Here is a 24,446-nt window from a genome sequence, read left to right as displayed (position 1 = left end):
TTGTTCGTACTCGTACTCACCGGTTGGGTGTTGCACCGACTTCGTGCTGACGCAGCGTCACAACGCGGTGACCTCGGATGACTCTGTTCCGGGCGGCAGTTCGCCGTTTCAGGATTCACTGGGACGGGCATAGGTTCGGCCCTTCCATGACGCCCCGCGGCCCCGGTAGTGCTGCACGGCCGAGTCGACGGTCATCAGGAGGTACAGCAGCGCGGTGAACGGAAGCAGCGGAGCGAGGGCGGCCGACTGGCGGTAGTACCGGAGCATCGGCAGGTAGGTGCCGGTCATCAGCAGCCACGCCAGCCCGCCCGTCCACGCGATGTCCGGACGCCCGGCCGCGATCCCCGTCAGCAGGGCGGCGGGGGGCACGAGGTAGACGAGCACCAGCCCGGCCACCGTCCCGGCCAGCAGGAGGGGCTGGTGGCGCAGTTGCGCGTAGGCGCTGCGCGAGACCATCCGCCACAGGTCCGCGAGCACGGGGTACGGGCGCACGCTGTCCACCCGCTCCGCGAGTCCCAGCCAGATCCGGCCGCCGGAGCGGTGCACCGCGCGGGCGAGGGACACGTCGTCGATGACCGTCTGGCGGATGGAGTCGGGGACCCCGGCCCGCAGGGCGGCCGTGGTGCGCAGCAGTACGCAGCCGCCGGCGGCCGCCGCAGTCCGGGCGGAGGGCCGGTTGATCCGGCGGAAGGGGTAGAGCTGGGCGAAGAAGTACACGAAGGCCGGTACGACGAGGCGCTCCCAGAGGCCCACCACCCGCAGGCGGGCCATCTGGGAGACGAGGTCGAGGTCCGCGGAGGTGGCGGCGGCGACCAATTCGCGCAGACTGTCGGGTTCGTGTGCGATGTCGGCGTCGGTGAGGAGGAGGAAGTCGGGCTCGGTGACGTGCGCGGTGCGGGCGATCCCGATGCCGTGCCGGAGCGCCCAGAGCTTGCCGGTCCAGCCGGGTGCGGGGTCGCCGGGGGAGGCGACGGTGAGGGGGAGCCCGGGGTGCTCGCGGGCGAGCCGGCGCGCGAGCTCGCCCGTGCCGTCGGTGCTGCCGTCGTCGACGAGGATCACCTCGGCCTCGCCGGGATAGTCCTGGGCGATCAGCGAGGGCAGGCTCCGCGGCAGCACCTCGGCCTCGTCCCGGGCCGGGACGACGATCGCGACGGACGGCCAGCGGGCGGGGGCCGTGCGCGGCGGGAGGCGGACGTCGGTCCGCCAGAACATGCCCTGGGCGAGGGTGAGCCAGAGCCAGGCGGCGAGGGAGGCGTAGGCCGCGCAGGCGGCGGTGAGGAGGCCCATGGCGGCAGTGTGCCGGGCCGGGGCATGCGTGTCCCGCACCCCGACACCCCGGGTGCGGCGGCCTCCCGGCTTGGGCGCGATGGCCTTTCGGCCCTGGGTGCGGCGTTCTTCCGGCCGGTGGCGCGGTGCCGTTCCGGCCGGGGTCCGGCGGCTTTGCTGTTCTCCGTGGTGCCGGTTTCGGCGGGTGTGTCGTGCGCCCTGGGGCTTTCGGTCCTGCCGTGGCGGGCCCTGGGTGTGGTGGAGGGAGGGCTTCGTCGGGGCGGGGGTCGACTAAGGTGGCCGGGTGAAGATCGCGCTCATGGACTCCGGAATCGGCCTCCTCGCGGCGGCCGCGGTGGTGCGGCGGCTGCGGCCGGACGCGGATCTGGTCGTGTCCTCCGACCCCGACGGGATGCCCTGGGGTCCACGGACCCCCGCCGACCTCGCCGAGCGGGCACTCGCCGTCGCCCGGGCCGCCGCCGTGCACCGCCCGGACGCGCTGATCGTCGCCTGCAACACCGCGACCGTGCACGCCCTGGACGTCCTGCGGGCGGAGCTGGAGCCGGCCATCCCGGTCATCGGGACCGTGCCGGCGATCAAGCCCGCCGCGGCCGCCGGCGGCCGGGTGGCGATCTGGGCCACCCCCGCCACCACCGGCAGCACCTATCAGCGCGGGCTCATCCGCGACTTCGCCGCCGGGGCCCGGGTCACCGAGGTGCCCTGCCCCGGGCTCGCCGACGCGGTGGAGGCGGCCGACGACGCCGCCGTGACGGCCGCCGTCGCCGCGGCCGCCGCGCTGACCCCGGCCGACGTCACCGACGTGGTGCTCGGCTGTACGCACTACGAGCTGGTCGAGGGCCCCATCCGCGCCGCCCTCGCCGCGCGGACCCGGGGGGCGGAGCTGGTCTACCACGGTTCCGCCGAGCCCGTCGCGGTCCAGGCGCTCCGCCGGCTGGGTCTGCGGCCCGAGCCCGACCTGCCGCGCACGGGCGGACTGGCCGTGCTGCGCAGCGGGCGCGAGGGGACCCTGCCCGCCGCCGCGCTCGCGTACGCCGAAGGCAGGCTGCTCGCGGGCCAGGGCGCGCCCGTCGGCTGACGGAGCCCGACCGCCCCACCGCCCGACCCACCCCCGGCGAGACGAATCGTCTTGCATGAGATCCGGACCCGATCTACGATTGCCCAGGTAGCGAGACGGAACGGTCCGTCTCGCAATGTCGGAGGGAGACTGCCCTTGCGTGCTCCACTCGTCACCACCCGGATCGTCCTGTCCGAGGTCACCAAGAGCTACGACACCCGCGTCGTCCTGGACCGCGTCAGCTGCACGGTCCGGCCCGGCGAGCGGATCGGCGTCGTCGGCGACAACGGCTCCGGGAAATCCACCCTGCTCCGGCTGCTCGCCGGCCGGGAGCGTCCCGACCACGGAGAGGTCGCCGTCACCGCCCCCGGCGGCCTCGGGTACCTCGCGCAGACCCTCGACCTCCCGCCGACCGCCCGCGTCGGCGAGGCCGTCGACCTCGCCCTCGCGGACCTGCGCACCCTGGAGCGCCGGATCCGCGCCGCGGAATCCCTGCTCCACCGGGCCGGCCCCGAGGAACTCGCCGCGTACGGAGACCTCCTGGCCGCCTACGACGCGCGCGGCGGCCGCGATGCCGAACGGCGCGTCGCGGCCACCCTGCGCCGCCTCGGCGAACGCGCCGAGCTCGACCCGGACCGCCCGCTCGGCACCCTGTCCGGCGGTCAGCGCTCCCGGCTCGCCCTCGCGGCGGCCCTCGCCGCCGAGCCGGAACTGCTGCTGCTCGACGAACCCACCAACGACCTCGACGATGAGGCGGTCGCCTGGCTGGAGGAGCATCTGCTCGCCCATCGCGGCACCGTCGTCGCCGTCACCCATGACCGGCTCTTCCTCGACCGCGTCACGACCGCCGTCCTGGAAGTGGACCAGGACGGCCGGACGGTACGCCGCCACGGCAACGGTTACGCGGGCTACCGCACGGCCCGCGCCGCCGAACGGGCCCGCCGGGAACGGGAGTACGAGCAGTGGCGCGAGGAGGTGCGGGACGCCGAGCGGCTGGCGGACGTCAACATCGGGCGGTTCGCCGCGATCCCGCGGAAGCTGCCGCGCGGCTTCAGCGGAGCCGGTGCCTTCCGTGCCCGGTCCCGGACCCACGGCGCCGCGAGCCGCGTCCGCGCCGCCCGCGAACGGCTGCACCGGCTGACCGGGCACCCGGTCGCGCCGCCGCCGCGACCGCTCTCCTTCACCGGCCGGTTCACCGAGGGCTCGGCGGGAGTGGTGGAGATCGCCGGAGCGGCCCTGCCGGGACGGCTCGCGCCCGTCTCGCTCACGCTGCCGCCGGGGGATCGGCTCCTGGTGACCGGACCCAACGGCGCCGGGAAGTCCACCCTGTTGCACGTGCTCGCGGGTGAACTGGAGCCCGCGCGGGGCAGCGTACGGACGCCGCCGTGGGTCGGACTGCTCCGGCAGGACGACCCGTGGCAGCGCGAACCGCGCTCCGTCGTCGAGGTGTTCGGCCAGGAGTACGCCGACCGGGTTGCGGAGGACGGACTGCTGGCCGCGGACGACCTCACCCGGCCCGTACGCGCGCTCTCGGCCGGCCTGCGCCGCAAGCTGGAGCTGGCCCGGCTGGTGGCGCGCCCCCTCGACCTGCTGCTGCTCGACGAGCCCACGAACCACCTGGCCCCGGCCGTGGCGGAGGAACTGGAGGCGGCCCTGGCCCACTTCGGCGGAACCCTGGTCCTCGTCACGCACGACCGGCGGCTGCGCGCGTCCTTCCGGGGACGGCGCCTGGAACTTCAGCGGGAGCCGGCCGCCGCGAGCCGCTGAGCCAGCGTACGCAGGTCGTCCGCGTCCAGGACCCGGTCCCCGAACCCGGGCAGCGGCACGTGCAGCGCCGCCGTCCAGTGGGCCGGGACCGCCCCCTGGCCGTACCGGGCCCCGGCCAGGGCACCCGTCACCGCGGCCACCGTGTCGGTGTCCCCGCCCAGGTCCACGGCGGCCCGTACCGCCTCGGCGAAGCCGGTGGTGGTCCGCAGTGCCCACACGGCCGAGCCCAGGCAGGGCCACACCGCTCCGTTGAACTCGGTGGCCAGCTCAGGATGCCAGTCGGGGGCGAGCACGCGACCGTAGCGCTCGCGGTGGTCCGGATGCACCGCGGCGAGCGTCGCGGGGAGGGCGGCCAGCGGGTCGGCCCCTTCCAGGGCGACGCGGACGAGCTCGTGCAGGATCGCGGTCCCCTCCCAGGCGGCCCGGTCGCCGTGCGTCAGGGCCGCGATCCGCCGGGCGGCTTCCATGGTCCCCTCCCGCCCGGCGGGGGCGAAGTAGACCGCCGAGGTGGCGGCCCGCATCAGGGAACCGTTGCCCGCCGCCCGCGCGTTGATCTGGAAGTGCAGGGCCGAGGCGAGCTCCCAGGACTCGCCGTTGGTCAGCACGTCCTCGGTCTGCAGCCCGATGTCCTTGGGCTGCCCGGCCGCCCAGCGCTGGAACCGGCCGAAGATGTCGGGGAGTTCGAGACCGCCGCACTCCAGCAGGGACTCCGCGACGAGGACGGCCATCTGCGTGTCGTCCGTGGCCTCGCCGGGGTCCCAGCCGCCGCCCCCGGCCATCTCCGCGCCGCGCGCGGTCAGTTCCCCCGCCGCCCCGAACTCGTAGGGAGCGCCCAGCGCGTCGCCCGCCGCCGAGCCGATGACGGTTCCCACGGTCCGGTCCAGCCGGGTGATCACCGGGCCTCCTCCTCGCACACGGACGCCAGCAGTTCGCGCGTGAAGCGGTCCAGGTCGTCCAGGCCGGCCGCCGCCAGGGTCGCCGGGGCGCCGGTCAGCAGGTGGGGGACGGCGCCGTGCAGGGCGAGGGTCAGCGCGCGGGCCCGCTCCGGCCCGGCGGCCAGGCCGGCCGCGCGCAGCAGGTGGGCGTGCGCCGTGAAATCCGCCGCCGCGACCGGGTCCAGCAGCTCGGCCAGCCAGGGCCGGCGCGCCGCCTCGGCCTGGAGCTCCAGATACGCCAGCACGCGGATGCGGCCGGGCCCGGCCGTGTTGCGCAGCAGCCCCGCGAGCAGAGCCGCGAGCTGCGCCGCGTTGCCAGGCCCCGGTCCGAGCCCCGGTCCGAGCCCCGGTCCGGATTCCGGTCCCGGTCCCGACTCCGGTCCCGGTCCGTGCTCCTGCCCGGCCCCCGCCAGGGTCTGCGCCAGCGCCCGGTACTGCTCCGCGCAGCGTTCGGCCGCGGCCCGCAGCAGGGCGTCGCGGGTCGGGAAGTAGTTCTTGGCGGTGCCCGCCGGCACGGCGGCGGCCGCGTCGACGGCCCGGTGCGTCAGCCCGCGCCCGCCCTCCTGCGCCAGTACGGCGATGGCCGCGTCCCGCAGCCGGTCCCTCCGGTCCTGATTCACGGTGCCACCCTAGCCACAACCGTGGTACCACAGATGTAGTACCACATCTGTGGTGGTTGTCGGCGTGCGGCGAAGGGGGCAGGGCCATGAGCGAAACGTCGAGCGGGCGGGGGCCGGGGCGCGGAGCGGGCACGGCCGTGGTCGTCGGCGCGGGGGTCGGCGGACTCGCCACCGCCGTCGGCCTGCGCCGTGCGGGCTGGGAGGTGACCGTCCTCGAACGGCGTACCGCGCTCGAACGCTACGGAACCGCCTTCGGGATCCACCCCACCGCCCAGACCGCGCTCGACCGGCTCGGCCTCGGCGACGCGCTGCGGGCGCGGGCGGTCCCGTACCGGGGAGCCCGGATCCGGCGCCCCGACGGGACGGTGCTGGCCGCCCTCCCGCTCGAACGGATCGAGCGCAGGGCGGGCCGCCCCGAACTGCTCATATCCCGGCCCCACCTGATCGACGCGCTGCTCGCCGCGCTCGACCGGCTCGGCGGCGAGCGGACCGAGCGCCGCCGCAGCGCCCAGCGCGTCGCCTTCGCCTCCCGGAACCTGCACCGCTTCATGACCGGCCGCCACCCGGCCCTGCGCGACGCGCTCGTCCGCCGTGCGGGAGCCGCGCTGCACCGAGTGGGCGAGGGACGGTGGCGGGCAAGCGGAACGTGAGTACGCTGCTACTCATGACGGGTCACCCTCCGGGTCCGCTCTGGGCGGGCCGCGCCTCCAACCGTGTGCAGTGGCTGCTCGCCGCCGTCGGTGCGGCCTGTCTGGCGCTCGGCGTCGAACTCGCCGTCGACTACGCCTGGACCGCCGGCATCATCCCGCTGCTCATGTCCGTGATCGGCTGCCTCGCCGTCGGGCTGCTCATCCTCTACGGCACCCTGGCCTTCGTGCACGTCGCCGTCACCGTCGACGCCGAGGCCATGGAAGTGCGCTGCGGCCACATAGGGGTGCCCCGCCGCAGGATCCGGCTCACGCAGGTCACCGCCGCCGAGTTCCTCCCCAGCATCACCCCGCAGCAGTGGGGAGGCTGGGGCCACCGCTGGCGCCCCGAGAAGGGCACCGCGATCATCGTCCGGCGCGGCGAGGGCCTGGCCCTCGTCCTCGACGACGGCAAGCGGTTCACCGTCACCGTCGACGACGCCGAGAACGCCGTCCGCGTCATCCGCGCCCACCTGCGCGCCCTCGCCCGGTAGAGGTGTCCTGCGGAGCGCGGCCGGGCGCTTACCGCTCCGCGAGGCGCGGGGACGTACACTCCGCCAGATGAGCAGCAGTGTCACCCGCGCGACCGGGAACGAGCCCTCGCAGTCCGCCGACGGGCCCCCGGCCGAGGCGGCCACGCCCCCCGCGACCGCCCGGTCCGCAGCGAACCGGAAGGGACCGTGGCTGCTGCGTGCCCTGCTCGCCGCCCTCTCGGGCGTGCTGCTCTACCTCAGCTTCCCGCCCCGCCCGCTGTGGTGGCTGGCCCCCTTCGCCCTCGCCCTGCTCGCCGGCTGCCTCCACGGCCGCCGCGCCCGGGCCGGCTTCGGCCTCGGGCTCCTCGCCGGACTCGGCTACCTGCTGCCGCTCCTCGTCTGGACCGGTGAGGAGGTCGGCCCGGTGCCCTGGCTGGCGCTGAGCACCCTCGAAGCCCTCCTCATCGGCCTCACCGGCCTCGGTATCGCCCTGGTCAGCCGGCTCCCGGCCTGGCCGCTGTTCGCCGCCGCCGTCTGGGTCGCGGGCGAGGCACTGCGGTCCCGGGCCCCCTTCGGCGGCTTCCCCTGGGGCAAGCTCGCCTTCGGACAGGCCGACGGCGTGTTCACCCCGCTCGCCGCCCTCGGCGGCACCCCCCTGCTCTCCTTCGGCGTCGCCCTCTGCGGATTCGGCCTCTACGAGGCCCTGCGCACCGCCCGCCGTCACCCCGGCCGCACCACCGCAGCGCTGACCGCGCTCACCGTCGCCGCCCCGATCGGAGTGGGCCTCGCCGCCCGCCCGCTGGTCTCCGACGCGGCCGAGGACGGCACCGCCGTGGTCGCCGTCATCCAGGGCAACGTGCCCCGCCTCGGCCTCGACTTCAACTCCCAGCGCCGGGCCGTCCTCGACAACCACGCCCGGCGCACCGTCCAGCTCGCCGAGGACGTCAAGGCCGGCCGCGCCCAGAAGCCCGACTTCGTCGTCTGGCCGGAGAACTCCTCCGACCTCGACCCGTACGCCGAGCCCGACGCCCACGACGTCATCGACCAGGCCGTCAAGGCCATCGGCGTGCCCGTCGCCATCGGCGCCGTGGTGGCCCCGGAGACGGGCCCGCTGCGCAACACGATGATCCTGTGGGACCCGGTCAAGGGCCCCACCGCGACCTACGACAAGCGCAAGATCCAGCCCTTCGGCGAGCGCATCCCGATGCGCTCCGTCGTCCGCCTCTTCAGCGCCGACGTGGACCGGGTGCGCCGCGACTTCGGTCCCGGCAAGGAGCCCGGCGTCTTCGACATGGCCGGCACCGGCGTCGGCATGGTCACCTGCTTCGAGGCCGCCTTCGACGACGCCGTCCGCTCCACCGTCCAGGACGGCGCCCAGGTGATCGCCGTACCGAGCAACAACGCCACCTTCGGCCGGACCCAGATGACCTACCAGCAGCTCGCCATGGACCGGATCCGCGCCGTCGAGCACAGCCGCACCGTCCTCGTCCCCGTCACCAGCGGGGTCAGCGCCGTCATCCGCCCCGACGGGAAGATCGTCTCGCAGACCAAGATGTTCACCGCGGACGCGCTGGTCGCCGAGATCCCGCTGCGCTCCGGCCGCACCCCCGCCACGGTCGTCGGTCCGCTGCCGGAGTACGCACTGCTCCTGCTGGCCGCGGGCGGCTTCGGGTGGATCCTGAACCGCCGGATCCGCTCGCCCCGCGACGCCTGAGGCCGGATTCGGTCCGGCGGCCTCGTAGGGTCGGGACATGACCACACCCGATTTCATCCGCCGGATCCGCGCCACCGCCGGGCACCAGCTGCTCCTGCTGCCCGGAGTCACGGCCATCGTCTTCGACGACCTCGGCCGGGTGCTGCTCGGCCGGCGCTCCGACACCGGGCAGTGGGCGGTGGTCGGCGGTATCGCCGAGCCGGGGGAGCAGCCCGCCGAGACCGCCGTGCGCGAGGTGTACGAGGAGACGGCGGTGCGCTGCGTCGTCGAGCGCGTGGTCCTCGTCCAGATGACTGAGCCGATGACCTACCCCAACGGTGACATCTGCCAGTTCCAGGACATCACCTTCCGCTGCCGCGCGACGGGCGGCGAGGCACGGGCCAACGACCACGAGTCCCTCGAAGTTGCCTGGTTCGAGGTGGACGCGCTGCCGCCGCTGGATCCCTTCGGCCTGGACCGGATCCACCGGTCCCTGATCGACGAGCCGACCTGGTTCGAGGCCCCCGCCGCTCTCACGTAGCTCCCGGACGGGCGGCGTGGGCTGCGCGGACGTGCACTGTAGGGTTCCGCTGATCCAAGGCGGTTGTCGGACAGTCGTACATTCGAGAGGGCGGTCGGGGCATGAGCTCGCGCAGTTCAGCCGGAGAGTCGCGGGCGGGCGGCCACGGCCGCGCGCCGGCCGGAGCGGTCCCCGGCGGGCGCCTGGCGGTCCTCGACGGAGTGCGGGTCCTCGCCGCGCTCGGCGTGCTCTTCTACCACTACTTCGCCCTCGAAAGCGCCTGGGGGAAAGCGCCCGCGGACATCTTCCCGAACGCCCACCGGCTCGCCGTCTACGGCTGGCTCGGCGTCGAGATCTTCTTCCTGGTCAGCGGGTTCGTCATCTGTATGAGCGCCTGGGGGCGCTCGGTGGGCGACTTCGCGGTGTCCCGGGCCTCCCGGCTCTTCCCCGCCTACTGGGCGGCCGTCGCCTTCACCTCCCTCGTCCTCTTCTCCTGGCCCGAGGTCAGGCAGGTCAACGCGTTCAGCGATGTCCTGGTGAATCTGTCGATGCTCCAGTCCGGCATCGGCGTCCCGAACATCGACGACGCGTACTGGACCCTCTTCGTCGAGCTCAAGTTCTACGTACTGTTCGCGGTCGTGGTCATGCGCGGCGTGACCTACCGCAACTGCGTCCTGTTCTGCGCGGCCTGGACCCTGGCCGGCGTCGTGGCGCCCACCGCCGACAACGGCGTGCTGTCCTTCTTCGCGGTCTCGACCTCGTCCCCGTACTTCATCGCCGGCATCGCCTTCTACCTGATGCGCCGGTTCCGGCCGAACGCCGTCCTGTGGGCCGTCGTCGGCGTCCAGTTCCTCCTCGCGCAGCACCACGTGCACGCCCGTATGATCTCCAGCCTGGGCCGGGCCGCCACCGACCGGACGCCCGCCTGGCCCGCCCACCTGGTCATCGTGCTGGGCTTCGCCCTGATGGCGGCCATAGCGCTCGGCGCCCTCGACGGCGTCCGGTGGCGCTGGCTCCCGCACGCCGGAGCGCTCACGTACCCGCTCTACCTGATCCACATGATGGCCGGGCTGACCTTCATCCATCACTTCCGCCGCGACGTGGCGCCCGTACCCCTGGTCATCGGCGTGACCGCCGCGATGCTGCTGCTCGCCTGGCTCGTCCACCGGCTCGTGGAACGCCCGCTCGGCCGACGCCTGCGCGACCGGCTGCGCAGCGGGGTGGAGGACATCCGGTCGGCCACCCCGGCCGGCCCGTCGATCGACCGGCTCCCCGCCCAGCCCTCGGCACCCGGCGCGGAACGCATTCCGGCCGGCCGCTAGGCCGATCTATAGGCCTCAGGACCGTGCCTCCCGGTACAGCCGCACCGCCCGGTCGCCCATGACCGCGCTGTACGAGATCTCCGGGACGCTTCCGCCGCCCTCGTAGCCGCCGAGTACCCCGGCCAGTGCCCCGTTCACCAGCCAGGGGCTGCCGCTGGTGCCGCCGGTGAGGTCCGGGCAGCCGATCCGGCGCTGGGTCGCGGAGAGCAGGCCGGTGGTGTTCGCGCAGCGCACCGGGGCCTCCAGGGTCCGCGGGTAGCCGATGATCGTCACCCTGGCGTCGTCCGGCTGCTCGGCGGCGACCGGGAAACCGCCCACGAGGTCCTCCACGGTCCCGGTCCGCCCGCCGTCCACCGGGGCCACCGTCGCGAAGGCGATGTCGTCGTCCGGGTCCTGGCCGTCCGTCCAGCCCGGTGCGATGTACGCGCCGGTGAGCTTCCAGAATCCGTACGGGGCCTTGCCGTCGCGGTAGCCCGGCGCGAAGACGGTGGTGTCCGGGCTCTCCAGGCAGTGCGCGGCGGTGGCGATCACATCGCCCTGCTCGCTGTGCACCACGGCGGCGGTGCAGTGATGCCCGCCGCCCTGCCCGCCCGCGAAGAGCGCGCCCACCCGGTCGGTGGTGGCGCCGGGCAGCGCCCACGCGGTGACGCCCAGCGGTGGTCCGGCGGCGGCGTCGGGCAGGTCCACGCCGACCAGCGCGGCCATCGCGGCCAGTGCGAGCAGGATCCGGGACGCCCGCCGCGCACGGATGCGCCGGGCCGGTCGGAGGAGCGTGGAGTGGATCATTTTTCCACCCTGCCCGCCGAACCTATGTCCGGAGGATGGTGTTCCGTATGAATCCCCTGTGAATCCTGTGAAGCTCATGTGAAGGCCGGGGCATGCCCGGACAGGCCCCGCTATGTCGGATGTAGACAGCCGATCGGCGGCTATCCGAGCCGCTCGTACACCGTCACCCGGCGCCCCCGCACCTGCCGGTCCGCCACCACCGCGAAGTGCTCCCGCAGGACCGCCGCCTTGGCCCGGTCCCGCTCCGCCGACGGCGGCTTCGCCACCTTCTCCGCGTCCGTCACCAGCAGCACCCGCCGCTGCCCGAGCAGCGCCGCCCGGATCCGCGCGGGCTCCGCCTCCTCACCTTTGAGGGTGGCCGAGGCGGCCGGGGACGCGGCCAGCGCCACATCGGCCAGGCCCCCGAAGGCACCGGGCGAGACCAGCGCCGTGTCCCGCCGAGCGGCCGGCACGAACACCACCGCGTCCCCGTCCCGCTTCAGCCCGGCCACCTCGCCGGCCACCGCGAGCACGTCGTCGATCCGGCTGGCCGGAGCCCGCTTGGCCAGTTCCACCGGCAGCAGGGCCAGCACCGAGACCCCGACCACGCCCGGCACCAGCAGACCCGCCGCCGTCGGGAGGCGGGGCGCGCAGGCCCGTACGGCGGCGCCCAGCGCAGCGCCGATCAGCAGCGCCAGCCCCACCATGCTGAACAGCACGTACCGGTCCTGGAACAGCGGCTGCACCAGGGACAGACCGATCAGCCCGAGCTGCGGCACCGCCAACAGCGGCAGGCCGACCGCGGCCACCGACAGCGCCTTGCGGCCCGGCCGGACAGACCGGTCCGGCCGGTCCGGCCGGTCCGCCCACGCGCCCAGCCCGCCGATCGCCAGGAGTATCCCCGGCCCGATCAGCATGGGCCAGCCCAGCGGCGGTATCCAGGACACCTGGTCGGACTGGCCGCGGCTGAACAGGATCAGCGGCAGCGCCCCCGCCACCGCGCCCGAGCCGTACGCCGCCCAGCGCAGCCACACCCGCCGCCCGGCCCGCACCCAGCCCAGGGTGGCCGCGTGCGCGGGCAGGACCAGCAGGGACAGCCAGTTCAGCAGGGCGCACACCAGCACGGTGATCCCGTACGCCGCCCAGCGCGGCCAGGCCCGCCGGCCCGGCCCGCGCTCCAGGAGCGAGACCAGCAGCAGCGTGGAGAGCCCGGCCCCCGCCGCGACCAGCGCGTACGGGCGGCCCTCCTGGAGGTAGAACTGGACCGCGGGCAGCAGCCCGAGGGCCAGCCCGCCGCCCAGCCCCGCCCAGAACCCGGCCAGGCGCCGCCCGATCAGCGCCACGCACGCCGCGGTGGCCGAGACGGCGAGTACCGACGGCAGCCGCAGGGTCGCCGTACTCGCCCCGAAGACCTCGAAGAGGCAGTGCATCAGCAGGTAATAGAGCCCGTGCACGGCATCCACGTTCGCGAGCATCGCCCATATCTCACCCGCCGACCGCCCGGCCACCTGCCAGGTCGCCGCCTCGTCCCGCCACACGCTGTCCTGCCGGGAGAGCCCCCACAGACCGAGCCCCAGGGTCCACAGCAGGGGGACCAGCCACACCACGACGCGCCGACTTCGGGATTCAGGCGGGGCGGATATGTCGGAAGGCATGAAGGTGCGCGGATCCTCGGTGCGGGGCGTCGGCGGAAAGCACCAGTCTATGGACGCCACGGACGGTTTCCGGACCGGGTGTTGTGCACCACGGAGCGTGATCGTGCGGCCCCCCGCCCCTAGCCTCGCCGCAGGAGCACGAACGAGGGGCGGTACCCGGTGAACTGGCTCATCCACGACTACCGCGAGAGCGATCTCGCAGCGGTGGTCCATCTGATCGACACCACGGCCGAACTCGGACAGGAGTCCGTCTTCTCGCTCGCCGAGTGCATCAGCGCGCTGACCGACCGTCAGCCCTGTGTGGTCGCCGTCCACCAGGGCGTCCCCATCGGCGCGGCGCTCGCCTGCGTCACCGGCGAACGGGCCTGGGTCATGCGCATCGCGATCGCCGCCGGCTGGCGCGGCCGCGGCCTGGCCAGCGCCCTGCTCGTCGAACTGGAGCGACGGCTCATCGCCGCGCGCGTCGGCCGCATCGCGTACGTCCTGCCCGAGGAGGACATGCTCGGCGAGGGCCTCCTCAACGCCGGATACACCCGTCAGCCGGCCGTCGCCTACTTCGAGAAGACCGAGCCGCTGCACGGACCGGCCGCAGGCCTCCTCGACGACCTCGGCGGCCGCTTCCTGCCCAATGACCTGTGGACCAAGGTCGCCGGCATGGAGAAGGAGAAGGAGCTCATCGAGCGGCGTGTGGTGCTGCCGCTCGCCGAGCCCGAGCGGGCCGCCTCGCACGGGGTGCGGCCGCCGCGCGCCATCACCCTCTTCGGCCCGCCCGGTACCGGCAAGACCACCTTCGCCCGGGCCATCGCCTCCCGGCTCGGCTGGCCCTTCGTGGAACTGCTGCCCTCCCGCCTCGCCGACGAGGGCAATCTGGCGGCCGCGCTGCGCGACGCGTTCGCCCGGATCGCAGAGCTGGAGCGCGTACTCGTCTTCATCGACGAGGTCGAGGAGATCGCACCGGTGCGTACCGAGCCCGCGCAGCCCGGCGGGATCCACGGGGTGACGAACGAGCTGCTGAAACTGATACCGGGCTTCCGGGAGGGCGACGAGCGGCTGCTGGTGTGCGCCACCAACTCCATCCGCTCCCTCGACCCGGCCTTCCTGCGGCCCGGGCGCTTCGACTACCTCATCCCGATCGGCACCCCGGACGCCGGGGCGCGCGCCGCCATCTGGTCCCGCTACACGGCGGGCCGCGCGGACGTCGACGTGAACGCCCTGGTGGCGGCCACCGAGCTGTTCACGCCGGCCGACATCGAGCACGCGGCGCGGATCGCGGCGCAGGTGTCCTTCGAGCGGGACCTGGAGGCGGTGGGCGCGCGGGGCGCGGCGGCCGCGCAGCTGGGCGCGACCACGGAGGACTACCTGGCGGCGGTCCGGCAGTGCCGGCCGACGGTGACCCCGGCCATGACGGGAGAGTTCGAGGCGGACATCACCGCGCACGCCCGGTTCTGACCCCGGTCGGAGCCCCCTGATTTCCGTCCCCCGGTTGCGGCGGGGACGGAAGACGAAACGGCCCGCGGCCACTCCCCAAAGGGGCCGCGGGCCTCCCGCGCGGACGCGGCAGCCGCCGGGACGGCCACGTTCCGGTGGGGGTGTACGCCGGCTGGAACGTCAACCAGCGGGCCGCGGGGCCGCGCTTCGGCCGGACGGCCGGACCTCCCTCGGCCGAACGGCCGAGGCCCGGCTTCGGCTACCGTCGCCGCATGGGCTTCGTCATCTTCATGACCCTTCCCGGTCTGGCTCTGGTGCTCACCGCCGTGGCCTTCCTCGACCTGGCACTGGTCCGCGCCGGGCTGCTGCCCTGGCGGTGGAACGGCCGCCAAGGACAGATATCCGCCACCGGCTTCGAGCAGCTGCACGCCAGCTTCTCGCCGGGCAAGCAGAACGAGCTCAAGGAACGGCAGAGCGCCCTCGTCATGCGCGACGACGAGGAGGACGGCGCACCGCCGCGCACCCGGGTCTACCTCGACGGCGGACTCGCCGTCATCCGGCTGCCCGGCACGATCCGCAAGAGGCGGCCTACGGGGAACAGCGGTACGTGAAGTCCACCGCGGCCGTGCGCTGACCGGGCGACACCAGCTGCAGCTCCGCCTTCGCCGGGTAGCTCCCCCTGCCCTGGAAGGTCCACAGCAGGTGCAGCCGGGCTTCCCGCTGCCCGCGCGGCACCCGCTCGGTCAGCTGCTCGGACCGGGTGCCGTCGCTGCGCACCCACCGGTAGGTGAGGATGCCCGGGCGCCCGTTGGTCGCCACCACGGCCACCACGTCGGCCGCCGCGTCACAGGCCGGGCCCCTGGGATCGGTGCTCACGGCCACGTCCCGGACCTCGATGCCGGGCCCCAGCCGTTGCCATCCGAGGTACGCGAGGACCGCGGCCAGGACGAGCGCCGCGAGGGCGTACCGCCGCAGACCGGCCAGGCGGCGCCGCCGGGGCGGCGGTACGACGGCCATCGAGACGTCGACGGGGAACGGCGCGGGCATGGCCGCGGTGACCCCGGGCCCGAACCGGAGCACGGAGCCCTCGACCCGGTCGGGGGCCACCTCCTCGGGAGCCATCCTCTTGGTCGTGTCCGGGGGACCGCTGAACCAGTGGCTGCCGAGGACGGTGGCGCTGTAGTCGTCGCCCTCGGGGGCGCCGGAACCGCTCATCGGGGCACCTCCTGGCAGCGCAGCAGGTACTGCGAGGCCGACGCGGACTTGTTTCCGGCGGTGGGCTTGGTGGTGACCCGGACCCCGCCGTAGCAGCCGCGGTCGCGTGTGAAGGTGTGCGACCTGACCTGGGTGGCCGTCGAGCCGGCCGGGACGACGAACGACTCCGTGCCGTCGGGGACGGAGTAGGAGCCCTGCGCGCCGCCCAGGAACCACTCCACCGTCACGGTGACCGAGCCGGTGCCCTGGGAGGTGACCGAAACCGTCGCGTCGCCCCGGTAGACGCCGGTCTTGAGCGACACGGCGACGTCCGTGACCTTCAGCGTCGGCGTCGGCGTGGGCGTCGGGGTCGGCGTGGGCGGCCAGCTCACCGTCGGCTTCGGGGTGGGGCTCGTCGACCACGACGGAGAAGGCGACGGGGACGCGGACGCGGACGGCGAAGGGCTCGGGGACGCCGAGGGGCTCGGACTCGGCGAAGGGGAGGCGGAGTCCGTCGGGCTCGGGCTCGTGCTCGGTGTGGCCGAGCCGGGCGGGGCCGCGCTCGTCGTGGCGAAGGCGCTCACCGCCGACGCCGCGCCGGGGGCCGCGCCGATCGCGTCCGTCGTCAGGACCAGCACGGTTCCCAGCACCAGCGCCACGCCCGCCGCGAGCCAGCCGCGGCGCCCCGGTGCCCAGCCGGAACCGCTGGGCACCTTGGTCGTGGCGAACGCCGTGGTACCCGCCGCCGGGCCCCCCGCCGAGGGGAACAGCAGCGGCAGCAGGGCGGCCAGCGCCGCCAGCTTGCGCTGTCCGCGCTCCTCCCACTCGGGCCCGTACGCCGCCAGCGCCACGCCCTCCAGCTCGGCCACGAACGCCTCGGCGTTCTCCGGCCGCTGCTCGGGAGCCTTCGCGAGGCCGCGCCGGATCAGCGGACGGACGGGCTCGGGCGCTTCCGTCTCGGGTACCGGCGCCTCGATGTGCTGGACGGCGAGCTCGGCGAAGTTCTCCCCGTCGTAGGGCTTGCGGCCGGTGAGGCACTCGAAGAAGGTCGCCGTCGCCGCGTACACGTCGGCCGCGGGCGAGGCCGGCCGGCCCTGCCACTGCTCGGGAGCCATGTAGGCGGGGGTTCCGGCCACGCCGGGCGTGCTGCCCCGGTTCGCCGCGATCCCGAAGTCCACCAGCTTCGACGAGCCGTCCGGTGCGACCAGTACGTTCTCCGGCTTGTAGTCCCGGTGGACGACGCCCGCCCGGTGCGCCGCCGCAAGCCCGAGCAGGGACCCCTTGAGGACCACCAGCGCGGCCTCGGCGTCGGCCCGCCCGGACTGCTTCAGCAGAGCGCGCAGGGAGATGCCGTCCACCAGCTCCATGACGATGGCCGCGCCGCCGGTCGCCTCCACGTACTCGTACAGCCGGACCACGTACGGGGTCTCCAGCCCGCCCAGGAGGCGGGCCTCGGCCCGGAACTCCCCGACGAACGCCGGATCCCGGCGCAGCCGGTCGCTGAGGTACTTCACCGCGACCGGGGTGCCCGTGCCGTCGTGGACGGCGAGGACCACGCGGCCGCTGCCGCCCGAACCGAGCTCACGGACCTCGGTGTAACCGGGGACCGACCATGCCGCCCGCGTGTCGTTCATCGTTCCTGCCCCCTGCCTGCCGTGTGGTGCCGCCGCATCGCTCGGACGACCGGTCCCGGACCGGCGTCCACCGGCCCTCCCCGGACCGGACGCCCTCTGGGACGTGGTTTCCGCCGTGGCCGGTTCCCACCCACGGCGGACGGCTCAGGCCGCGGCCGACAGGGCTCCGATCATGGCGTGCAGCCGGTCGGCCGCCGCCCGCCCGAAGGCCGGATCGTTGATGTGCGTGTCGTAGTCGTAGAGCCTGATGGCACTGCCCCGCAGGCCCTCGCGCAGTGCCGAGAACAGGGCCCGGTCCGCGCCGGCGTCATGGTACGGCCCGCCCGGCGCGCCGAGCGTGGACAGTCCACGGAGCGGGACGCAGACCGCCGTGGGGCCGTTCGCCACGCGCAGTTTGGCGGCGACCCGGCGGCCGAGCTCCGCGCATTCGGCCGTGGTCGTGCGGGTCACAGTGATGGACGGATTGTGGACGTGGACGCCCCGGTCGCGGACCTGCCGGGGCAGGCTCTCCAGCGGGCCGAACTTCACCATGTCCAGCGCCCCCAGGCTCACCACCTGCGGGATTCCGGCCCGCCCGGCGGCGCTGAGCCGGTCCGGGCCCGCGGTGAGGATGCCCCCGCACAGGTCGTCGGCGAGCTCGCTGAGGGTGAGGTCGAGGACGCCCGCGAAGATCCCCTGGCCGGCCAGGGTCTCCAGGGTGCGGCCGCCGGTGCCGCTGACGTGGAAGACCAGCACCTCGTAGCCGAGGTCCGTCAGCCGCTCGCGCGCCGCGTCCACCCCGGCCGTGGTCACGCCCGCCATGCTCGCCGCGACCAGGGGGCGGCCGCCCGCGCCCAGCCGGGGCGGGTGGCCCTGCGCGGAGGTGCGGGCGTAGGCCCGGGCCATCCCGGTGACCGCCGCCACGGCGTTCGCCAGGACCGGTGCGGAGATGCTGTTGATCCCCGCGATGTCCACCACGCTGTACATCATGGTGATGTCCGAGGAGCCCACGTAGGGGCGGACGTCCCCGGACGCCATGGACGAGACCATCAGTTTTGGTACGCCCAGCGGCAGGGCGCGCATCGCCCGGGTGGCGATGGAGGTGCCGCCGCTCCCGCCGATGGCGAGCACCCCGTGCAGCCTGCCCTCGGCGTGCAGGCGTAAGAGGGTCGCCTCCGCGCCCCTCGCCATGGTGGTCACGGCCGCACCCCGGTCGGCGGCCGTGCGCAGTTCCGACAGTTCCGTTCCGGCAGCCCGGGCCACCGCGTCACGCGGTACGTCGGCGGGCACCCGGGGTTCGCCCATGATTCCTGTGTCGACCAGTACCACTTCGACGCCGGCGCGCAGCAGCCTCTCGCGCAGCCAGCCGTACTCCACACCCTTGGTGTCCAAGGTTCCCACCAGCACGACGTTCGTCATGTGTGCAATGTCCATGCAGGTAAGGGTGTTGGCAAGTGAAAGTGTGGGTCAAACCTTCAGGAGCTCCAACAGTCTCTCCAGGAAGGGGAGTTGGGAGGGCATGAGCATGTTTCGCGCCAGTGGTGGAGCGAACCAGGCCACCCGGTCCAGCTCGGGGAACTCCTGGACGTTCCCGGAGTGCGGAGGCCACTCCATCGAGAAGGTCCCGGGCACCATCAGCGCGGGGTCGAGATCCGCCTCCACCGCCCAGATGGTCACCAGCTTTCCGCTGGTCAGACGTACCTCGCCCAGCGGAAGGTACTCGCCCTCCGGCGGGGGCAGCCCGATCTCCTCGGTGAACTCGCGGCGGGCCGCGTCCCGCGGAGTCTCCTCCGGCCCGTATTCACCCTTGGGGATGGCCCAGTCCCCGGTCACCCGCCCGGCCCAGAGCGGGCCGCCCATATGTCCGAGGAGTACCTCGACACCGGGCTCCGGCTCCGGACCGGTCCGCCGGAAGAGGAGCAGTCCGGCACTGCGTTTGTGCGTCATGGGTACATCCATGCCCCGTACGGACCCGGGCCAGTGATGCGGGTACAGGTTCTGCAGTCAGTGGTCAGTGGTCAGTGGTCGTGCGGGCCCTGCCGGTGGACCGGACCGTGCGCGTCCGCGCAGTGCGCGTCGGACGGGCCCCCGCCCGCGCGGCCGACCGTGAGCAGGGAGTCCTGCACGTGGTCCACCTGGAGGGTGGTGTGCGTGATCCCGTACTCCTTGTCGAGCAGCTGCTCCAGGTCCCGGCGGACGGCGTGGCAGTCGCCCGCCGGCTCCACCAGCACGTGCGCGGACAGTGCCGCCTGGCCCGAGGTGATCGTCCAGATGTGCAGGTCGTGCACCTCGGTGACGGGCGGGTGCCCGACGAGGCGGTCGCCGACCGCGTCCGGGTCCACATGGGCCGGGGCGGCCTCCAGGAGGATCCGGCCGGACTCGCGGACCAGCCCGTAACCCGCCTTGATCATCAGCATCACCACGACCAGCGTGGCGATCGCGTCCGCCTGCCGGAAACCGGTGGTCAGCACGATCAGACCGGCGATCGCGGTGCCGATGAAGGCGAAGAGGTCGTTCAGGATGTGCTGGTAGGCGCCCTCGACGACGAGCGCCGAACGGTTCGCCCGGGAGATGCACCAGGCCGCGGCCACATTGACGGCGATGCCCGCGAGCGCCGTCACCACGACCAGCCCGCCCTCCACGGGCGGCGGGTCCATCAGCCGCCGCACCGCCTCGTACGCCAGCCAGACCGCCAGCAGGATCAGCGTCAGCCCGTTCGCCTGGGCGGAGAGTATCTCCGCCCGCTTGAGGCCGTACGTGAATCCGCCGCGGGCGGGGCGCGCGGCCAGCCGCATGGCGATCAGCGCCAGGATGATCGAGACCGCGTCGGTCAGCATGTGGGCCGCGTCGGAGATCAGTGCCAGCGAGTTGGCCATGACGCCGACGATCACCTCGACGGCCATGAACCCGCCGATCAGGGCGAGCGCGATCGCCAGCCAGCGCCGGTCGGCGTCGGCCGCCACGCCATGGCTGTGCCCGCCGGGACCGTGGCCATGGTCGTGGCCCGCGGACCCGTTGCCGCGTCTCTTGCCGTTCCCGTTCCCGTTCCCGTGGCCGTCGTGCGCGTGGTCGTGCCCACTCATGGCGTCCCCCGTCTCGTCGCGGCGCCCGTGTGTTCGGGTCCGTCGCGTGAAGTGAAGCGCACCCCGGCGGGATCGGCAAAGGCTGCAACGGGGACCGTTGTCATTACCCATAAGAGGGCTCTGACCTGCGATGATGTCCGACCGGTGCCAGACCTTCGCGATCGTGGGAAAATCTGGTCATGGTCCAGCGCCCAAGTGTGCCGACCGCGCCCCAGCTCGTCCTGGTGACCGACTGGGGCGCCACCGAGATGGATCCCGACCGGATCTACCACGTCGGTCGGGACCCCCTTTGCGAGATCTGCCTCGACGACGCCCGCGTCTCCTGGCACCACGCGATCCTGCGCCCGGACGGCGACCACTGGACGCTTGAGGACGAGGACAGCACCAACGGCACCTTCGCCGACGGTCACCGCGTCCACGAGTGGAGCGTCGGCGTCGGCACCGAGCTGCGCTTCGGCAGCGTCCAGGACGGACCGCGCGCCGCCGTCATCAGTCCTGCGCCGCCGGCGCCCGCACCACCCCCCGCGCCCGGCACCGGCCGTCCCTCCCAGGTCGCGAACCCGGCCATGACCGGCACCTTCCGGCAGCCGACGACCGTACGTCCGCTGCCCGTCCGCACCGCCGTCCGCATCGGCCGCGCCCCCGACAGCGACCTGGTCGTCGACGACCTCACCGTGTCCCGCCGCCACGCCGAGCTGCACGCCCTCGCCGACGGCAGCTACCAGATCGTCGACCTCGGCAGCCACAACGGCACCTACCTCAACGGCGCCGCCGTGACCCGGGCCACCCCCGTCACCGAGGGCGACATCGTCGGCATCGGCCACTCGGTCTTCTGCCTCGTCGGCGACCAGCTGCAGGAGTACGTGGACACCGGAGAGGTCTCGCTCGACGTCCAGGGCCTCACCGTCGCCGTCGACCGCGGCCGCAAGACCCTCCTCGACCAGGTCTCCTTCCCGGTCGGCGCCAAATGCCTGCTCGCCGTCGTGGGCCCCAGCGGAGCCGGCAAGTCCACCCTGCTCGGCGCCCTGACCGGCCTGCGCCCCGCCGACCAGGGCACCGTCCTGTACGACGGACGCGACCTCTACCGCGACTACGCCGAACTGCGCAGCCGCATCGGCCTCGTCCCGCAGGACGACATCCTGCACTCCCAGCTCACCGTCCGGCGCGCCCTCACCTACGCCGCCGAACTGCGCTTCCCGCAGGACACCGCCAAGGCCGAACGCCAGGCCCGGGTCGACGAGGTGATCGGTGAACTCGGCCTCGAACAGCGCGCCGACCAGCCCATCCACAGCCTCTCCGGCGGCCAGCGCAAACGCGTCTCCGTCGCCCTGGAACTGCTCACCAAGCCCTCCCTGCTCTTCCTGGACGAGCCCACCTCCGGACTCGACCCAGGCATGGACCGCTCGGTGATGAACATGCTGCGCGACCTCGCGGACGACGGCCGCACGGTCATCGTCGTCACCCACAGCGTGCTCAACCTCGAAGGCTGCGATCGCCTCCTGGTCCTGGCGCCCGGCGGGCGCATCGCGTACTACGGCGCCCCCGGGGAGGCCCTCGACTTCTTCGGCTTCGAACAGTGGCCCGAGGCCTTCGAAGCCTTCGAGAACCAGCGTGACCGCGACTGGGCCGGGGAGTACCGGGCCTCGCCGCTGCACCGCCGCCACGTCGACGTCACCGCCGGCCGGCCCCCGCTCACGGCGCAGGCCGAACGGGCCGCCGGCATCCCGCCGCAGCCACCGCCCAAGGCCCAGAGCTGGGGCTCCCAGCTCTCCACCCTGATGCGCCGGTACGCCGCCGTGCTCAGGTCCGACCGCACCTTCCTGGTCATCATGGTCGCGCTGCCCTTCGTCATGGGCGCCATGACCCGCGCACTGGCCGGCAACTCCCTCAACGCCGAAACCGCGCTGAACGCCCTGTTCATCCTGTGCGTGGGCGGAGTCCTGATCGGCGCCGCCAACGCGGTGCGCGAACTCGTCAAGGAACGCGTCATCTACCAGCGCGAGCGCTCCGTCGGCCTGTCCCGGTCGGCCTACCTGATGTCCAAGGTGGTCGTCCTCGGCGCGATCACCGTCGCCCAGGCCGTGGTCCTGACCCTCGTCGGCCTCGCGGGCGTCACGATCAATGCCCCCGGCGGCCGCGGCCTCTTCATGCCACCACTGATCGAGATCACCCTCGCCGTCGCCCTGCTCTCCGTCACCGCGATGCTGCTCGGCCTGCTGATCTCCGCCCTGGTGTCCAAGGAGGAGGTCACCATGCCGCTGCTGGTCCTCCTCACGATCGTCCAGGTCGTCTTCTGCGGCTCCCTGCTCAAACTCACCGGCGTCCCCGTCATCGAACAGCTGGCCTGGTTCGTGCCGGCCCGGTGGGCCATGGGAGCGATGGCGGGCACCATCGACCTCGGCGCGATCGTGCCCGGCAAGATCACCCAGGACCCGCTGTTCGACCACGAGGCCCACCTGTGGCTCCTCGAAATGGGCATGCTCGTCGTCCTGTGCGTGCTGTTCGGCGTGCTGGTCGTCCGGCTGCTGCGACGCCACGAGCCGACCATCATGCGGAAGTAGGCCTCATGAGCAGCCCGCTCGGACCCGGAGGCGAGGTGGCGGACTTCCGGCCCACCCATGTGGTTCCCCAGGAGGGCCTGCCCGCCTGGGAGGGCCCCGACGTCACCCGGCCGACCGTGCCCCTGGACGCCTTCCTGCCCGTGCAGCTGCTGTCCCGGCGCGGGGAGTGGGCGGAGGTCCTGTGCGCCAACGGGTGGTCCGCCTGGGTGGACGGGCGGCTGCTGGTCGCCGTGCCTTACCCGCCGCCGACGGCCGGGGGACGGCCCCCGGTCCGCTCCGAGGACCCGCGGCCGCTGCTCACCCGCGGCTCCGAGGCCCTGGAACGCTACCGGCGGGCCGTGGACGAGCTCGCCTCTGGACGGATCGACGCCGACGCCTTCCGCCGCTCGGTGCGCGGGCTGCGGGCCGGGGTGGTCATCGACGGGGAGTCGGTGTGGCTCTACGACGAGAAGTCGGGCCGCTGGCTGTACGACGACGGGGACCGCATGACGACCTACGCGGTCGTCGCCGGACCGGGCGGCCCGTCCGCGCCCGAACCCGCGCCGCCACCGCCCGCGTCGCCGCCCGCGGACACGGATCCGGGCGGCGGGGCGGCCGTACGCAGGGAACCGCCACCGACCGACGCGGTCGGAGTCCCGCGCGAAGCCCCCGGGAAGCAGCCCGACCGGGCGGCGGCCCATGACCCGACGCGGATCGTGGACACCCGCGACCCCGGAGGCGGCTGACGGTGGACGAGGAACGGGCGGAGCGCGCCGGCGGATCCCCCACCGACCTGCGCGGGCAGCAGATCGCCGGGTACCTGGTGGAGAGCGAGATCGGGCGCGGCGGCATGGCCGTCGTCTACGAGGCGCGGGACCTGCGCCTCGACCGGCGGGTGGCACTGAAACTGCTGGCCCCCGAGCTGGCCCGGAACGACACCTTCAGGAGGCGGTTCGCCCACGAGTCGAAGGTGGCCGCGACCATCGAGCACCCGCACATCGTGCCCGTGTTCGAGGCGGGGGAGGCGGACGGACTGCTCTACATCGCGATGCGCCTCGTCGAGGGACCGGACCTGCGGGTGATGCTCGACCGGACGGGCCCGCTGCCGGTGGAGACGGCCGCGCGGATCGCCGGCCAGGTGGCCTCCGCGCTGGACGCCGCCCACGCCCACGACCTGGTCCACCGGGACGTGAAACCGGGCAACATCCTGATCGCCCCGGGCACGGACCGGGACCACCCGGAACACGCCTACCTCACGGACTTCGGGCTGACGAAGAAGTCGCTGTCGCTGACCGGGTTCACGACCGACGGGCAGTTCGTCGGGACCGTGACCTACGTGGCGCCGGAACAGATCTCCGGGAAGCCGGTGGACGGCCGCTGCGACGTCTACAGCCTGGGGTGCGTCGTCTACGAGGCCCTCGCCGGGGAGCCGCCCTTCCAGCGGGACGACGACATCGCCCTGCTGTGGGCCCACCAGTACGACCCCCCGCCACCCCTGAGCTCGCGGCGGCCCGGGCTGCCGGCGGAGGTGGACGCGGTCCTGGCGAAGGCGCTGGCCAAGTCGCCGGACGACCGGTGGAACAGCTGTCTGGAGTTCACCGGAGCCCTGCGTCGGGCGGGGGAGGGCGCCCGGCCGCCGACGGCGGGTGAGGTGGGCGGGACGGTGGACGAGGCGGCAGGAGGCGCGGTGCAGCCCGCGCGGCCCGAGTTGCCCGCCCCGCCGCCGGTGCCGCCGTGGGCCCTGCCGGTGTTCCGCCTGCCGGCCTCCAGAGGGACGGCCTGAGCCGCTCCCGGCCTGTCCGGCCCGTTCG

At 73.8% G+C, this 24,446-nt stretch carries 21 protein-coding genes and 1 pseudogene; 12 read left to right on the top strand and 10 right to left on the bottom strand.

The genetic code is table 11. The features are described from left to right. Positions 1-108 precede the first annotated feature (108 nt). Complete coding sequence (locus ACZ4YL_RS22460) at positions 109-1,287, bottom strand: glycosyltransferase (RefSeq protein ID WP_468118750.1); 1,179 nt, start codon at positions 1,285-1,287, stop codon at positions 109-111. A gap of 283 nt (positions 1,288-1,570) precedes the next feature. Here ACZ4YL_RS22460 and ACZ4YL_RS22455 point away from each other — a divergent pair, with 283 nt between their 5' ends. Together ACZ4YL_RS22455 and ACZ4YL_RS22450 are read left to right on the top strand one after the other, a co-directional pair. Continuing rightward, positions 1,571-2,362 (top strand): glutamate racemase, encoded by a 792-nt coding sequence (locus ACZ4YL_RS22455; RefSeq protein WP_468118748.1) that lies wholly within the window; start codon positions 1,571-1,573, stop codon positions 2,360-2,362. A gap of 162 nt (positions 2,363-2,524) precedes the next feature. Continuing rightward, positions 2,525-4,108, top strand: a complete 1,584-nt coding sequence (locus ACZ4YL_RS22450; RefSeq protein WP_468118959.1) for an ABC-F family ATP-binding cassette domain-containing protein — start codon at positions 2,525-2,527, stop codon at positions 4,106-4,108. On the opposite strand, the gene ACZ4YL_RS22445 is transcribed toward ACZ4YL_RS22450, so the two are convergent. Together ACZ4YL_RS22445 and ACZ4YL_RS22440 are read right to left on the bottom strand one after the other, a co-directional pair. Continuing rightward, positions 4,078-5,001, bottom strand: coding sequence for an ADP-ribosylglycohydrolase family protein (locus tag ACZ4YL_RS22445; RefSeq protein ID WP_468118957.1), 924 nt, complete (start codon positions 4,999-5,001; stop codon positions 4,078-4,080). The two genes, ACZ4YL_RS22450 and ACZ4YL_RS22445, sit on opposite strands and share 31 nt — an antisense overlap. Further along, positions 5,001-5,663, bottom strand: a complete 663-nt coding sequence (locus ACZ4YL_RS22440) for a TetR/AcrR family transcriptional regulator (protein WP_468118747.1) — start codon at positions 5,661-5,663, stop codon at positions 5,001-5,003. Before ACZ4YL_RS22440 ends, ACZ4YL_RS22445 begins: the two co-directional genes overlap by 1 nt. A gap of 86 nt (positions 5,664-5,749) precedes the next feature. Here ACZ4YL_RS22440 and ACZ4YL_RS22435 point away from each other — a divergent pair. The 5 genes and pseudogenes from ACZ4YL_RS22435 to ACZ4YL_RS22415 all read left to right on the top strand — a co-directional run. Then, positions 5,750-6,142: pseudogene (locus tag ACZ4YL_RS22435) on the top strand (FAD-dependent oxidoreductase); the annotation flags it as partial. Between the two features lie 185 nt (positions 6,143-6,327). Then, positions 6,328-6,843: a hypothetical protein gene (locus ACZ4YL_RS22430; protein WP_468118745.1), complete on the top strand. Its 516-nt coding sequence runs from the start codon at positions 6,328-6,330 to the stop codon at positions 6,841-6,843. 67 nt (positions 6,844-6,910) lie between these two features. Beyond that, entirely contained in the window at positions 6,911-8,536 is a 1,626-nt protein-coding gene (gene lnt / locus ACZ4YL_RS22425; protein WP_468118743.1) for an apolipoprotein N-acyltransferase, read from the top strand. Between the two features lie 37 nt (positions 8,537-8,573). Continuing rightward, complete coding sequence (locus tag ACZ4YL_RS22420; protein WP_468118741.1) at positions 8,574-9,056, top strand: NUDIX hydrolase; 483 nt, start codon at positions 8,574-8,576, stop codon at positions 9,054-9,056. Between the two features lie 101 nt (positions 9,057-9,157). After that, a complete protein-coding gene (locus ACZ4YL_RS22415) occupies positions 9,158-10,357 on the top strand; it encodes an acyltransferase family protein (RefSeq protein WP_468118740.1) in 1,200 nt (399 codons plus the stop codon). A 15-nt stretch (positions 10,358-10,372) separates the two neighbouring features. Here the strand turns inward: ACZ4YL_RS22415 and ACZ4YL_RS22410 are convergent, their stop codons facing one another. Together ACZ4YL_RS22410 and ACZ4YL_RS22405 are read right to left on the bottom strand one after the other, a co-directional pair. Next, the gene (locus tag ACZ4YL_RS22410) at positions 10,373-11,143 is read right to left on the bottom strand and encodes a trypsin-like serine peptidase (protein ID WP_468118738.1); all 771 of its coding nucleotides are present in this window, start codon (positions 11,141-11,143) and stop codon (positions 10,373-10,375) included. A 140-nt stretch (positions 11,144-11,283) separates the two neighbouring features. Further along, positions 11,284-12,777, bottom strand: coding sequence for a glycosyltransferase family 39 protein (locus ACZ4YL_RS22405; protein WP_468118736.1), 1,494 nt, complete (start codon positions 12,775-12,777; stop codon positions 11,284-11,286). Positions 12,778-12,936: 159 nt separating this feature from the next. On the opposite strand from ACZ4YL_RS22405, the gene ACZ4YL_RS22400 reads away from it, so the two are divergent. Further along, complete coding sequence (locus ACZ4YL_RS22400; protein WP_468118734.1) at positions 12,937-14,226, top strand: ATP-binding protein; 1,290 nt, start codon at positions 12,937-12,939, stop codon at positions 14,224-14,226. Between the two features lie 251 nt (positions 14,227-14,477). Continuing rightward, positions 14,478-14,816: a DUF6191 domain-containing protein gene (locus ACZ4YL_RS22395; protein ID WP_468118955.1), complete on the top strand. Its 339-nt coding sequence runs from the start codon at positions 14,478-14,480 to the stop codon at positions 14,814-14,816. On the opposite strand, the gene ACZ4YL_RS22390 is transcribed toward ACZ4YL_RS22395, so the two are convergent. The 5 genes from ACZ4YL_RS22390 to ACZ4YL_RS22370 form a co-directional block, all read right to left on the bottom strand. Then, positions 14,794-15,420: a hypothetical protein gene (locus ACZ4YL_RS22390; RefSeq protein WP_468118732.1), complete on the bottom strand. Its 627-nt coding sequence runs from the start codon at positions 15,418-15,420 to the stop codon at positions 14,794-14,796. The two genes, ACZ4YL_RS22395 and ACZ4YL_RS22390, sit on opposite strands and share 23 nt — an antisense overlap. Then, the gene (locus tag ACZ4YL_RS22385) at positions 15,417-17,033 is read right to left on the bottom strand and encodes a serine/threonine-protein kinase (protein ID WP_468118731.1); all 1,617 of its coding nucleotides are present in this window, start codon (positions 17,031-17,033) and stop codon (positions 15,417-15,419) included. The genes ACZ4YL_RS22390 and ACZ4YL_RS22385 overlap by 4 nt, the downstream gene beginning before the upstream one ends. Positions 17,034-17,177: 144 nt before the next feature. After that, complete coding sequence (locus ACZ4YL_RS22380; protein WP_468118953.1) at positions 17,178-18,431, bottom strand: Tm-1-like ATP-binding domain-containing protein; 1,254 nt, start codon at positions 18,429-18,431, stop codon at positions 17,178-17,180. Positions 18,432-18,479: 48 nt separating this feature from the next. Beyond that, positions 18,480-18,959: an NUDIX hydrolase gene (locus ACZ4YL_RS22375; RefSeq protein ID WP_468118729.1), complete on the bottom strand. Its 480-nt coding sequence runs from the start codon at positions 18,957-18,959 to the stop codon at positions 18,480-18,482. Positions 18,960-19,030: 71 nt separating this feature from the next. Then, entirely contained in the window at positions 19,031-20,095 is a 1,065-nt protein-coding gene (locus tag ACZ4YL_RS22370; RefSeq protein ID WP_468118728.1) for a cation diffusion facilitator family transporter, read from the bottom strand. Positions 20,096-20,274: 179 nt separating this feature from the next. On the opposite strand from ACZ4YL_RS22370, the gene ACZ4YL_RS22365 reads away from it, so the two are divergent. From ACZ4YL_RS22365 to ACZ4YL_RS22355, 3 genes are read left to right on the top strand one after another with little or no spacing between them, the layout of a single operon-like run. Further along, the gene (locus tag ACZ4YL_RS22365; protein WP_468118727.1) at positions 20,275-22,656 is read left to right on the top strand and encodes an ABC transporter ATP-binding protein/permease; all 2,382 of its coding nucleotides are present in this window, start codon (positions 20,275-20,277) and stop codon (positions 22,654-22,656) included. Between the two features lie 5 nt (positions 22,657-22,661). Continuing rightward, positions 22,662-23,381 carry a hypothetical protein gene (locus ACZ4YL_RS22360; RefSeq protein ID WP_468118725.1) on the top strand — a complete coding sequence of 240 codons (720 nt, stop codon included), beginning with the start codon at positions 22,662-22,664 and terminating at the stop codon, positions 23,379-23,381. Between the two features lie 2 nt (positions 23,382-23,383). Then, complete coding sequence (locus tag ACZ4YL_RS22355) at positions 23,384-24,418, top strand: serine/threonine-protein kinase (protein ID WP_468118724.1); 1,035 nt, start codon at positions 23,384-23,386, stop codon at positions 24,416-24,418. Positions 24,419-24,446: the final 28 nt, after the last annotated feature.

The organism is Streptomyces sp. NPDC030021 (assembly GCF_055574035.1).
This window is presented reverse-complemented; position numbering and strand designations above follow the sequence as displayed.